This window comes from Gemmatimonadota bacterium, assembly GCA_026702745.1.
GTDB lineage: Bacteria > JAAXHH01 > JAAXHH01 > JAAXHH01 > JAAXHH01 > JAAXHH01.
In genome coordinates this window covers 31,492-43,855 of record JAPPBT010000050.1, presented here as the reverse complement: position 1 = coordinate 43,855, position 12,364 = coordinate 31,492, and the positions used below count along the sequence as shown (strand labels likewise).

10 protein-coding genes are annotated in these 12,364 nt (G+C 63.1%); 4 read left to right on the top strand and 6 right to left on the bottom strand.

Annotated features, from left to right (window positions below):
- Positions 1–51 precede the first annotated feature (51 nt).
- On the top strand, positions 52–957 hold the full coding sequence (locus OXH56_07660; protein MCY3555182.1) for an AEC family transporter: 906 nt from the start codon (positions 52–54) through the stop codon (positions 955–957).
- Positions 958–1,092: 135 nt separating this feature from the next.
- Here the strand turns inward: OXH56_07660 and OXH56_07655 are convergent, their stop codons facing one another.
- Genes OXH56_07655 through OXH56_07645 form a run of 3 tightly spaced genes read right to left on the bottom strand, consistent with a single transcriptional unit; the run spans position 1,093 to position 4,659 of the window.
- Positions 1,093–2,547 carry a 4Fe-4S binding protein gene (locus OXH56_07655; protein MCY3555181.1) on the bottom strand — a complete coding sequence of 485 codons (1,455 nt, stop codon included), beginning with the start codon at positions 2,545–2,547 and terminating at the stop codon, positions 1,093–1,095.
- Positions 2,544–3,809: an FAD/NAD(P)-binding oxidoreductase gene (locus OXH56_07650; GenBank protein ID MCY3555180.1), complete on the bottom strand. Its 1,266-nt coding sequence runs from the start codon at positions 3,807–3,809 to the stop codon at positions 2,544–2,546. Before OXH56_07650 ends, OXH56_07655 begins: the two co-directional genes overlap by 4 nt.
- Before the next feature lie 49 nt (positions 3,810–3,858).
- Complete coding sequence (locus OXH56_07645) at positions 3,859–4,659, bottom strand: hypothetical protein (GenBank protein MCY3555179.1); 801 nt, start codon at positions 4,657–4,659, stop codon at positions 3,859–3,861.
- A gap of 249 nt (positions 4,660–4,908) precedes the next feature.
- Between OXH56_07645 and OXH56_07640 the strand changes: the two genes are divergently transcribed.
- On the top strand, positions 4,909–6,330 hold the full coding sequence (locus tag OXH56_07640) for an amino acid permease (GenBank protein ID MCY3555178.1): 1,422 nt from the start codon (positions 4,909–4,911) through the stop codon (positions 6,328–6,330).
- A gap of 13 nt (positions 6,331–6,343) precedes the next feature.
- Here OXH56_07640 and OXH56_07635 read toward each other — a convergent pair whose 3' ends face one another.
- Positions 6,344–8,002, bottom strand: a complete 1,659-nt coding sequence (locus OXH56_07635) for an AbgT family transporter (GenBank protein MCY3555177.1) — start codon at positions 8,000–8,002, stop codon at positions 6,344–6,346.
- Positions 8,003–8,156: 154 nt separating this feature from the next.
- Positions 8,157–9,074, bottom strand: a complete 918-nt coding sequence (locus OXH56_07630; GenBank protein ID MCY3555176.1) for a TIGR01777 family oxidoreductase — start codon at positions 9,072–9,074, stop codon at positions 8,157–8,159.
- A gap of 369 nt (positions 9,075–9,443) precedes the next feature.
- On the opposite strand from OXH56_07630, the gene OXH56_07625 reads away from it, so the two are divergent.
- On the top strand, positions 9,444–9,911 hold the full coding sequence (locus tag OXH56_07625; GenBank protein ID MCY3555175.1) for an SRPBCC family protein: 468 nt from the start codon (positions 9,444–9,446) through the stop codon (positions 9,909–9,911).
- A gap of 59 nt (positions 9,912–9,970) precedes the next feature.
- The gene (locus tag OXH56_07620) at positions 9,971–11,302 is read left to right on the top strand and encodes a hemolysin family protein (GenBank protein ID MCY3555174.1); all 1,332 of its coding nucleotides are present in this window, start codon (positions 9,971–9,973) and stop codon (positions 11,300–11,302) included.
- Positions 11,303–11,305: 3 nt separating this feature from the next.
- On the opposite strand, the gene OXH56_07615 is transcribed toward OXH56_07620, so the two are convergent.
- Positions 11,306–12,286, bottom strand: a complete 981-nt coding sequence (locus OXH56_07615; protein ID MCY3555173.1) for an aldo/keto reductase — start codon at positions 12,284–12,286, stop codon at positions 11,306–11,308.
- Positions 12,287–12,364: the final 78 nt, after the last annotated feature.

Sequence of the window (12,364 nt, the reverse complement as noted above, 5' to 3'; positions counted from 1 at the left end):
GCCGAACAACGCACCCACGCGAGTCCAACCGATTCCAATCCCGGCGATGCGATGCCCTTCCTGAACATCCTGTTCGACATCATCGCCCCGATTTTCGTCCTCATCTCCCTCGGCTACCTGTTTCAGAAGAAATGGCATTTCGATATGCAGGCCCTGACGCGGGTCCTGCTGTACCTGGTCATGCCCGCGACCCTCGTCGTATCCCTGACCCAGTCCGAACTCTCCGCCGATTTCGTCTGGGACACCAGCGTGTTCTGCCTGCTCATGCTGGTCGCCCTCTATATCCTGAGCCTGGCCGGTTCCCTGATCATGCGGTACCGGAAGGAAATGAAGCAGGCCTTCAGTCTTTCGGTCATGTACTACAACAGCGGAAACTACGGCTTTCCGGCCAGCGAACTGGCCTTCCCCACCCTGGGCCTGGCCGTGCAGTCCATCGTCCTGGCCGTCCAGAACTTTCTCGTGTTCACCCTTGGACTGTTCTTCGTCTCGGTCGGCCGCATTTCGGCCAGGAGGGCGTTCCTGCAGTCCTTCAAAATGCCCTTCGTATACGCGCTGATCCTGGCCTTTGCCATCCGGAACTTCGGCCTGCAACTCCCCGGTTTCGTCTGGCTTCCCATCGAGTACCTGGCCGAAGCGCTCGTTCCCATGGCCCTGGTTACCCTGGGCATGCAGCTGGCCCGGACCCGCATCACGCACGCGTGGCAGGCCAGCCTGGCCTCCCTGGTATGCCGCCTGGTGATTTCCCCCTTGATAGGCTACGGACTCGTGCTTCTGTTGGACATCGATCCCCGGATCGCCCCGATCCTGGTGGTGTCCACCAGCTATCCCACCGCGATCAACACCGTGCTGATCGCCATGGAATTCGGCAGCAGGGAGGATTTTGCGGCCAACGCCGTGTTCCTGTCCACCGTCTGCAGCATCGTCACGGTCGCGGTGGTGATCTTCCTGGTCAGGTGAGGGCCGGGCGGACTCCGACCGAGGATTGCGGGATAGTCCGGTGAGGGCCGGTTGGCCGAGGCATGGGGGCAACCGCCGGCCGAAACAGGTGAGAAGTCCGACCCGGGCACGCGAACGGAGGCAAGGGGCTCCGGCTCAGACGTACCCGTCGCGGTCGCCGTACACCCGGGCGCCCTTGCTGATCGCCGTGGAAAAAGCACCCAGCGGATTGTCGGACCCCGGGTACCTGTCGCCGTGGGACGTGCCGTTCTCGAGCTTGAGCACACCGCGGGGACACACGGCCGAACAGACCCCGCATCCCACGCAGGAAGACCGGACGATGTTCTCGCCGCGTTCGGCGTAGGCCCGCACGTCTATCCCCATTTCGCAATAGGTTGTGCAGTTGCCGCAGGACATGCACTGGCCGCCGTTGGTCGTGATGCGGAACCGGGAGAAAAAGCGCTGGATGATTCCCAGCACCGCGGCCATCGGACACCCGAAGCGGCACCAGACCCTGTTGCCGAGGACGGGATAGAACCCCACGCCGATGACGCCCGCGAAGACGGCACCGATGTAGAAACCGTACCATCGTTGCAGTGGGGCGGAAATGCTGCTTAGCGCGCCATCGGACGTGCTGCTCACCCAGAGCACGGCCGTCGTCAGGATGATCAGCAGGAGCACGGCATAGATGATCGCCCGCTCGATCTTCCACGACACCGTCGACTTGGGCGTCAGGTGCCGCCAGGGATCGCCGAGGGTCTCGGCGAGTCCGCCGCAGCCGCATACCCAGGAGCAGTACCACCGCTTGCCGTAGAAATAGGTCAGCACGGGCGTGGCGATGAAGGAGCAGACTGCGCCCCAGAACACCATGAAAGAACCCAGGGCGCCTGGACTGTTGACGAGGTAATCCACGGTGCCGGGGAACAGGTAGTCGTACTTCAGCGGCCAGAAATAACTGAAATAGAACTCCGGTTCGTTCAGGGCGCGGAGTAAATGGGGCAGGACGAAGGCCAGCACCAGTTGAAAGAACATGACCGAGATGGTCCGGACGATGTGGTAGCGGTTGTGGCGGTACCGCATGAACATGCGGAAACCGAATAGCACCACGGCCATGGTGTAGAGAAACCCGTAGAGAAACCACTGGTTCGCCGGTTGTCCCGCCAGGGCCTGCGACAGCGGCTCGACAAGCGCGATGGCACGCGCCAGGTATTCGGGCCACCAGTACAGCACGACGTAGAACCCGGTGAGCGCGATGCCCAGCGCCCAGGCGATCGCGCCACGGTGCGTGGTGTTTCCGAACATGATGCCGTCGTGCTTGATGCCGGGCACAGTATCCTTGTAGGCGAACCAGGCATAACCGATCGTGCCGGCCGACAACAGGCCGAAGGAGAGCAGGAAGGGCGTCCAGTCGCCGGTGAGGGGCATGCCGAGCAGGATGACGGCGAGTGCGAGGAAACCGAGCCCGATCACGCCGGCGGAGACCATCATGCCCGGGTTCCTGGGCGCTTCGGCCGCGGTGGCGGGCTCACCGAAACCGTCGGCCTCTTCGTCATAGAAGTACGCGATGGTTTCCGGATCGATCAACGTCGTTCCAGCGGGCGGTGTGCTCATACGAGTTGCTCCTTTAACGAGCGAACGATTTCCGTCTCGTGGCGGACGAAGAACTCCGGATCGAAGTTGGCTTCTTCCAGGTGATCCAGGACGTACTTTACGGTGCGCCGCTCGGCGATCCAGCGTTCGCACACCTCGTGACGGGCGCGTATTCCCATGAAATTGAAGGCCTTGATGCAGCCGTCGACGCCGACGACGCGGACGGCATGGCGGTGGGAGGGATGTTCCCAGTACAGGTGCTGCTCGCCAGGCTGGGGGGTGCTAAGGATCATGCCGTAGGTCTGGTACTCCAGGTCGAAGAACTTGGCTGAATTGAACCAGATCCCCGGATCGTACGCGATATCCTCCCCGGCCAGCACTTCACCGGCGGCCTTACCCTGCTTCTTGCCCGTGTACCAGACCTGCTGGATCAGGTTGCGTCCCCCGTTCCTGCTGACGATTTCCGCGCAGTCTCCGGCGGCGTATATGTCGGGGATGTTCGTCCGGAAGGAATGGTCGACCAGGACGCCCCGGCCGGTTTCGATGGGCGTCGACTTTGCCAGGTCCGTATTTGGCGAAACACCCGGCGTCAGGCCGACGAGCTGGCAGTCGATCCGTTCGTCGAACTCGGTGACGACCGCTTCGACTCTGCCCGAGCCGTCGTCCACGATCTCCTTCAGGTTGGTCTCCCGGATCAGGCCGATGCCCTGCTCCTCGATCAGCCGGTTGATCATGCCCGACTCCTCAATGGGCAGGATGTTGCACCAGTAGGACGCTTCGCGGATGAGAAAGGTGACGTGGATGTGCCTCGAATGGAGCATCTCGGCCAGTTCGATGCCGATCAGCCCGCCGCCGACGATGACCGCTTGACGGGTCCGCTCCGCGTTCTTGTACAGCTGGCGCAGGTCTTTCAGGTTGTACAGGCCCTGCACGCCATCGAGATCCTGCCCCGGCCAGCCGAACCTGTTCGACTTGGCGCCTGTGGCGATCAGCAACCGGTCATAGGGCAGCCGTCCCGTCTTATGCAGCACGAGCTGCTTGTCCTCGATATCGATGCCGGTGACCCAGTCCCTGACCAGGTCCAGGCGCTGGTCGCTCCAGAAACGGTCCTCGAAGGGTTTCGTCGCCTCGTAGGTCATGTGCCCCATGAAGATGTACATGAGGGCGGGGCGGGAGTAATGGTAGGCCGATTCACCGGATACCAGCGTGATCTTCCAGTCCGGCTGCATCTGCCTGAGCCGCGTGGCGGCCGTTACGCCGGTTACGCCGTTCCCAACGATCACGGTGTGCAAAGGTGGTCCACCTCCTCTAGCGGTCTCTATCGTGCCTCTCTCAGGCCGTACGTCCGTAGAATAGCTCCTGTACCTCCCGGCTGTTGCGGACGTTGGGCCGGTCCTTGTAGCAGAACACGGCGACATACCGGGTCAACGGTCCCTCGACGGAAGTCACCCGGTGCATGGACCGGAAGCCGACGAAGAGGATGAGCGTGCCGGGTTCCACCGCGAGCGTGCGAATATCGGGGTAAAAGCCGCGAAGCACCTGGTCCACGGTCTCGTAGCCGTCTCCGTCTGCTGGACGTACGTCCGGGGCGTACTCGAAAACACCGCCCGCTTCGGGCGCTTGAAGCATCAGGGTCGTCGTTGCCTCGGATTCGTCGAAATGCCAGCCATGGTTCTGTCCCTCATGCATGACATTTACGGTCAGCGCGGCCAGCGGGTCCGCCATCCGGTAGTAGTGTTCCTTGTCGAGGACATCGGCGACAAAGGAAAGGAGCGGATCCCAGACGTACAGCCGGTGCAGGCCGTCGGTGGGGCGGAACTGGTCGAAGGCAACCGAATCCAGTTCCGTGGCTTGGGGCCTCCGCCTCGGGTGGTCGGACGGAAAGGCGTCGTCGTGTTCTTCCAGGTAGACGTTGTGAGGTTTCCGGCATGTAAACGCGTCCGGGGCGGCGCGGTCCACCTCCTCCACCATGCGAACCCGCGCCTCCTCCGTGACGAAACCGGGCAGCAGGCAGGCGCTCCGGGCCGACAGGTCGTCCCTGCACCTGGCGACCAGCGCACGGTATGCAGCCGATTCGGACTGGTGAATGGGGTAGGTCATCGAGTCGATGAGGTCCAGCGCCGAATCGTTCACCGCGTGATATCCTTTCGGAATTACGGACCTGTCTGCTCCTGTCTGGTCCTGTCTGGTCCCGCCTGGTTCTGTCTGGTCCCGCCTGTTTCCGCCGAGTACCGCCTTGACTTTGGCGGACCGTCCCGGTAAAATGGACGTTCGTTTTCAACTTCCCTTTGACCGCGCCGGCTGCCACCGCACTGTCGGATGCGGCTGCCACCGCACCTGTTGAATACGCCAGTCCGGTGGAGCGACATCTACCCTCAATATATGGCAATTCCAAGCGATCAAAAAGAAAAGTCTGGCCTGGTCCGCCAGCTTGGCCTTTTCGACACGACGATGATCATCATCGGCATCGTGATCGGTTCGGGGATCTTCCTCACGACCGGCCTGATGGCCCGGGGCATTCCTTCCGCGTCCCTCATTCTCCTGGCCTGGCTGTTCGGCGGGCTTCACGCCCTCGCAGGCGCACTGGCCTACGGTGAGCTCGGTGGCGCCATGCCCCGGGCAGGCGGCCAGTACGTCTATCTCCGGGAAGCCTACGGTCCGTTCTGCGGATTCCTGTTCGGCTGGGTCTCCTTCACCATGTACCTGACCGGCATCATCGCCGCCCTCGGCGTGGGATTTGCCGAGTACGCGGGCTACTTCATCCCCGCGCTCGGGATGACCAACGTGTTTTTCGAAACCGAAATCTCCCTGCCCGGCTGGACGTTCCCGTATGCGCTTTCCGCCGGGCACCTCACCGCACTCGTCCTGGTCCTTCTGCTCACGGTGGTAAACTACCGCGGCGTAACATTCAGCAAGTATATCACCAACGTTTCCTCGGTGATCAAGATCGCCGCGCTCGGATTGTTCATCCTGTTCGGGCTCTGGGCCGGATCCGACCAGCCGATCGACTTCAGCTTCAACGCTCAGGGGATCGACTTCGGTCAGCTGGTGGTCGCCTTCGGCGTCGCCCTGATCGCCGTGTCCTGGGCCTTTGCGGGCTGGGAGGAGGTCACCTTCGTCGCCGGGGAAGTCAGGCAGCCCGGACGGAACCTGCCGCGGGCTCTCGTCATGGGCACCGCGACCGTCACCATCGTCTACCTGCTGGTGAACTACATCTACCTCAAAGCGTTGCCCGTGGGGGAAATGGCCGGAGTCGTCCGGGTCGGGGAAGCGGCCGCCAACGTGCTCTTCGGCGAAACCGGCGCCGTACTGCTGTCGGCTGCCGTCATCGTGTCCATCGTCGGCGCGCTGAACGCCACCGTCCTGGTAGGACCCCGCGTCTATTTCGCCATGGCGAGAGACGGTTTGTTTTTCAGGCGTGCTGGATCGGTGCATCCCAGGTTCCGCACACCGGGGCAGGCCGTGGTGTTTCAGGCGGCCTGGGCGTGCGTGCTCACCCTCAGCGGCACCTTCGAAGACCTGATCACATTCGTCACCTTCGCCAATCTCATGCTGTGGATCGCCGGCGCCGCCGCTGTATTCACACTTCGAAGGAAACGTCCCGACCTGCCCAGGCCCTACCGTGCCTGGGGCTACCCGGTCGTCCCCCTGCTGTTCATCGCCGGTTCCGCCGGGATTCTTGCCAACATGCTCTTCGAGACGCCCGTCGAATCCATCGCGGGCCTCGCGCTGACCGCCCTGGGCATCCCCGCCTACCTGTTCCTGCGCCGTCGCACGACCGCGCCTTCAGCAACAGACAGCTAGACCGATCCGCCGATCAGGGTACGTAGACCAGTCCGCCCGCCGGGCCGAGGGGAATGCCCATCGCCATCCAGGCCACGAGAAGCAGCGTCCAGATCACCGCGAAAACGACGGTATAGGGAAGCATCGTGGAGATCAGCGTGCCCATGCCCCCCTTGGGCACGAACTGGCGCATGAATACCAGGATGATCACGAGGTAGGGGTTCAGGGGCGTGATGGTGTTGCTGACAGAGTCGCCGATCCGGTAGGCCGCCTGGGTCAACTCGGGACTGATGCCCACCATCATGAACATGGGAATGAAGATCGGCGCAAAGAGGGCGTACTTGGCGGACATGGAGCCGATAAGCAGGTTGAACATCATCGTGATGAGAATGAAGGCGATCATCAGCATCCACGCCGGCATCTGGGCCTGGCCGAGGGCCTGGCCGCCTGCCATCGCCAGCATCTGGCCGAGTCCCGAATACTGGAAGTAGGCGATGAACTGGGCGGCGAAGAAGGCCAGGACGATGATCGGGGCCATGGTGGCGATCGTTTCGATGAGCATCCGGGCCGCGTCCTTGTCGTTCTTGATGGCGCCTACCGATATCCCGTAAACGATACCGGGCAGGATGAAACAGAACAGCAACAGGGGCACGATGGCTTCCACCCACCGGTCGAACAGATTGCCGGTGCCGTGCAGCGGAGCGCCGGGCCACAAAATCATGAACACGATGGCCGAGAGTACTGCCAGGAACACCAGGGATGCACGGGCCATGCCCCGCTTCTCCACCGCGGTCAGGGCGTGTTCTTCCGGACCGGTGGACGACGCGGGTGCCGGTCCGCCTTCCTCGGGCGGCTTGTTCGAAAGTCGCCGCTCGACGAACCAGGCCGTGACGAGCCAGCCCGCCAGGGTCATGATCACCGTCGACACGATCATGAAATACCAGTTGCACGTGGCGGCGACCTGGTAAGCCGCGTCGATCGTCTGCGCCCCGGCCGTGGAAAGGCCGGCCAGCAACGGATCCAGGCCCGTCACGAAGAGGTTGGCGTTGAATCCCGCGGACACTCCTGCGAATACGGCGGCAAGGCCGGCCAGCGGCGACCGGCCGACCGCCTTGTACAGTGCGGCCGCAAGGGGTGGAAGTATGACGTATCCGGCGTCGAGCGTCATGGAAGACATGATGCCGATGAAGACCATGGCCGGAGTCAGCAACCGGACCGGAACCGCCAGCATGAACGCCTTGAGGAGGGCGCCGATCATGCCGGTCCGCTCCGCCACGCCGATACCCAGCATCCCGACCAGTACGACACCGAGCGGCGGGAATCGCATGAAGTTCTCCACCATGTTGCCCACGACCCAGAAGAGGCCGTCCCGGGTAAGCAGGCTGGTGGACGTGAAGGTCTTCTCGGTTTCGCGCCATTCCACGCCGGCCGAACCATCCTGCAGGACCACCTGTTCCGGCAGGCGCTGGACCACGGTCCACTGGCCACGGGCCGCGATGTCGGAGAGGACGATGATGAACAGCCCGCCGATCAGGAAGAGCGTTGCCGGATCGGGCAGGCGGTTTCCAACCCGTTCGATAGCGTCCAGGAACCCGCCGGAAGCCGCTGTGCCCGCGGGTACCGCGCTTTCGGGTGATGCACTCGCGGGTGCCGGTTGATGTTGGGCGGGTTGTTGCCGGCTGTCTTTATTCATGGCCCTTCCGTGGCGTGTCTTGTGGCGTGCGGCACCTTCGTCGCAAGAGGCACCGCCATCGCGGGAGGCACCGCCATCGCGGGAGGCACCGCCGTCGAGGGAGGCACCGCCGTCGAGGGAGGCACCGCCATCGTGGAGGTTCGGTCCGGTCTGCTCAGTGCGCGGCGCTCGAAGGCTTCGCCCTCAACAGGTCGTTCAGCGCAGTCTCCAGGTCCGCGTGCTCGTACTGGAATCCCACTTCCCGAAGCCTTTCGGGTTCAACGCGTGCGCTCGCGAGCAGCAGGTCGCTTCCCATCTGGCCGAACAACAGGCGGACGGCGAAGGCGGGTACCGTAAAAGGGGTCGGACGGCGCAGCACCCGGCCCAGTGTCCGGGTAAACTCTGCATTGGTAACGGGTTGGGGAGAAACCGCGTTGACGGGACCGGCCAGCCTATCCGATTCCAGGGCGCAACGTATTACGGCAACCAGGTCGTCCCGGGTGATCCAGCTCATGTACTGGCGCCCGTCTCCGACCTTTCCACCCAAGGCCAGGCGGAAGGGTGTACGCATGGCGGCCAGCGCGCCTCCCTCCGGGGTCAGCACCATGCCGATGCGCAGGTTCACGACCCGGATCCCGGCGTCCCGGACCGGTTCGGTCGCTGCTTCCCACTGCCTGCTGACCGCCGGCAGAAACCCGTTTCCCGGCGGCGACGCTTCCCCGAGTGGTTCGTCGCCGCGGTCGCCGTAATAACCGGTGGCCGAAGCGCACACCAGGACCGATGGCGGCGACGCCATCCCGGAGAGAAACACGCTCAGGTTGTGCGTGGGGTCGACACGGCTTTCCCGGATCCGGGCTTTCTTGGCCCCGGTCCAACGTCCCAGGATCGACTCGCCTGCCAGATGGACGACGGCGTCGATGGAACCCGATTCGTCCCAGTCAAAGCCGCCTTCCGAGGTGGACCAGTAGACCGCCCTGTCGCCGGCCAGGTCCCTGGACCGGACCAGGCGAAGGACGCGATGGCCCCACTGCTCGAGGCAGGGGATCAGCCGGCGGCCGATCAACCCGGATCCACCGCTAACGAGTATGGTCATAGTGTGGCGAAAGTTAAAACCGGGGCCGGACGGTGTCAAGGCCGGGACGACCACACGACATGTACGCCCAGTCGGTGCACAAGGGCTGTTCGCACGGCCTGGCGACCCGGCCTGCCGTACGTCCTCCGCGCCCGGGCTGACTGCCAGGTCTCCTTTGTCCGGCCTCCTCGCCCGGCCTCCTCGTCCGGCCTCCTCGCCCGGCTAATGTGGTTTGACTCGCTACGACGATTACCGTAGTATCCAGTTAGTGCGGTTGCGTTGCGTTCCGTGCCCGCCGCCCGTCGGCGCCATGGGCCGGCCACCCGTCGGCGCCATGGACCAGCCGCGCCTTGACGGGAAGGGAAACCTGGACTGGAGCGCCGAATTCCCATGCACGTCTACCGGTTGAAGCGCACACAGATGCTGCCCGTATCCCTGGATGTCGCCTGGGATTTCCTGTGCCGGCCCGAGCACCTGCGCGACCTGACCCCGCCTGGGGTCGGGCTGACCGTGACTTCGGATCTCCCGGCCCGGATGTACCCGGGTCTCATCATCACGTACCGGCTCGGACTCTACTCAATGTTATACTTTAACTGGGTCACGGAAATTACTCAGGCAGAACCACTTAGCTACTTTATCGATGAGCAGCGATCGGGTCCGTACAGGTTCTGGCACCACGAACACCGGCTGCGTTCCGTGGAAGGCGGCGTGGAAATGAATGACCTGATCCATTATGCCTTGCCATTTGGTGTGCTGGGCCGTATGGTACATGCGGCGATCGTGAAGAACCAGCTCAACGCCATTTTCGACTACCGGCGCGAAGCCCTCGCCGATAGATTCGGTCGTCCCGTTCGCTGAGGGTTCATTCGCACCCGACCACCAACAAAGACTGATTCTCTCCGCAAATCCCCGGCACCATGAACGACCTCATAATCGTACTTCTGCTGGTCGCGTTCAACGGCTTCTTCGTTGCCGCTGAATTCGCCCTGGTCAAGATCCGGATGGCCGAAATCGAGGTCATGGTCCAGGATGGAAGCAGAATTGCGCAGACCGTACGGAATATACTGCAGAATCTGGACACCTATCTTTCCTCGTGCCAGCTGGGGGTAACGCTTGGTAGCCTGGGCCTGGGATGGTTCAGCGAACGGACAGTAGCCGCGCTGCTCGAACCGCTCGTGCTGTCCCTGGGTTTTTCCGCGGCGACCGCCCATCTCATCGCGATCCCGCTCGCCCTCGTCGTGATGACCTTCCTGCTCATCACGGCCGGCGAGCTCGTTCCCAAGTTCGTCGCCCTGCAGAAGTACCGGCAGGTGGCGCTGGTCATCGGTATTCCCCTCGTCGTTTTCTACAGGGTGTTCAGGCCCTTCATCTGGCTGCTGAACGTAAGTGCGAATCTCATGCTCAGGTGCCTGGGTATCCGGGTGATAGACGCGCACGGCGAATCGTTCACCGAATCGGAACTGCGTATCGCCCTGGTCAGCATGGTGGCCGGGGGGCACGTTTCCCGGCGGGAACGCCGGATCATGGAAAACGTGCTCGACCTCGAGGAAAAGGTGGCCCGGCGCTACATGCTTCCCCGCAATCAGATCGTGTTCGTGAACCAGAACGACCCCACCGAAGAGAAACTGCGCGTCGTCGCCGAATCAGGACACACGCGCTTCCCGCTGTGTGACGAGGACCTGGACCAGATCATCGGGATCATTCACGTCAAGGACCTCATGAAGGGCCTTTACGACGAAGACCAGTTCGCCTCCCTGGAAAGTATCGCCCGCGAGCCGCTGTTCCTGCCCGAGACCATCCGCCTCGACGCACTGCTCCTGGAGTTCCAGCGGCGCAATTCCGTACTGGCCGTCCTGGTGGACGAGTTTGGAACGGTTTCCGGGATGATCACGCTGGAGAACGTACTGGAAGAACTGGTAGGCCCGATTCAGGATGAATTCGACAGCGAGGCGCCGCTCATCGTGCGGACGGGACCCCACCGGTTCGAGGTCGATGCCAGTTGCCCCGTCGACCAGGTCGTCCGCGCCTGCGGCCTGGAACTTCCCGACGAACTGACTTCGGATACCACGGGCGGGGTGATGACCGAACTGCTCGGGCACATCCCCAGGCAGGGGGAACAGGTCCGTGCCGGCACCCACCTGATGACGGCGCTGCGCGTGGAGCCGACCCGCATCCAGCGGCTCAGGATCGATCGCATGGCCGATATGCCCGATGTGGCGGAAGCGGATGCGGGAAACGGTCAAGGGTAGTCGCTACGCATCCTGACCGAGCCGGTTTGGGGCGGAAGCCTCGTCCAGTCTGATTCGCATGTCGTGGGGCAGCTTCCAACCCGCCCCGCCGCAAACCTCTTCCACGTGCTCCGGTAGATCCGGTCCCGTCATGGCGGCCGTCACTTCGGGATGGTCCAGGATCCATGCGAAGGCTACCTGCGCGGGGGTCCTGTCGAGTTCCTCGGCCACGTCGATCAACGTGGCGACGAGATGATCGACGGCCGGGGTCATGATCTTCTTGTACCGATCGATATCCTTCGCCCAGACCGAGCCCACGGGCGGATCCTCGCCCCGCCTGCACCGGCCCGTAAGCAGGCCGACGGCGATGGGGCTGTAGGTCATCATCCCCAGTCCATGCCGACGGCACCGGTCGAGCAGTTCGGTCTCCACGCCGGACCGATGGATCAGGTTGTACTGGTTTTGCAGGCATGCCGGCGTCGCGAATCCGCGCCTGTCGGCCACCCACAGCGCTTCGACGACCTGGGCGGCCGTGTAGTTGCACATGCCGACATACCGGGCCTTGCCCTGCCTTACCACGTCGTTCATGGCGTCCAGGGTCTCTTCCAGGGGCGTATCGTGATCGAAGTGGTGCAGGAGATAGAGATCTATATGATCCAGTCCCAGGCGGATCAGCGAACGGTCGATCTCCCGCATGATATGATAGCGGGAGGTGCCCTTGTCGTTCGGCCCCGGGCCGATCTCGCTCCAGACCTTGCTGGTGATTACCAGGTTGTCCCGCTTGTCCTTCATGGCGGCCAGGGCCTTGCCCAGCACTTCCTCACACCGGCCGCCGAAGTAGAAGTTCGCGCAGTCGATGAAATTGATCCCGAGATCCACCGCCGTTTCGATCGTGCGTATGCAGGTTTTCTCGTCCGTCCGGCCGGCCCAGAAGCCCCGGAACGCCGTACCGAGACAGATAGGGGACACACGCACGCCGTAGCGACCAAGTTGCCGGTATTCCATGTGATCCTCTCAGATTGCGGACGCGGCTAAAGGCTGAAGGCCGGAACCGACCCGGTCGCACCGCGGTCGTATATGTCG

Excerpts from the sequence above, each read along its gene's own strand:
- OXH56_07660 (MCY3555182.1), top strand. The coding sequence starts at position 52 with ATGCCCTTCCTGAACATCCTGTTCGACATCATCGCCCCGATTTTCGTC.
- OXH56_07655 (MCY3555181.1), bottom strand. The coding sequence starts at position 2,547 with ATGAGCACACCGCCCGCTGGAACGACGTTGATCGATCCGGAAACCATC.
- OXH56_07640 (MCY3555178.1), top strand. The coding sequence starts at position 4,909 with ATGGCAATTCCAAGCGATCAAAAAGAAAAGTCTGGCCTGGTCCGCCAG.
- OXH56_07635 (MCY3555177.1), bottom strand. The coding sequence starts at position 8,002 with ATGAATAAAGACAGCCGGCAACAACCCGCCCAACATCAACCGGCACCC.
- OXH56_07630 (MCY3555176.1), bottom strand. The coding sequence starts at position 9,074 with ATGACCATACTCGTTAGCGGTGGATCCGGGTTGATCGGCCGCCGGCTG.
- OXH56_07625 (MCY3555175.1), top strand. The coding sequence starts at position 9,444 with ATGCACGTCTACCGGTTGAAGCGCACACAGATGCTGCCCGTATCCCTG.
- OXH56_07620 (MCY3555174.1), top strand. The coding sequence starts at position 9,971 with ATGAACGACCTCATAATCGTACTTCTGCTGGTCGCGTTCAACGGCTTC.
- OXH56_07615 (MCY3555173.1), bottom strand. The coding sequence starts at position 12,286 with ATGGAATACCGGCAACTTGGTCGCTACGGCGTGCGTGTGTCCCCTATC.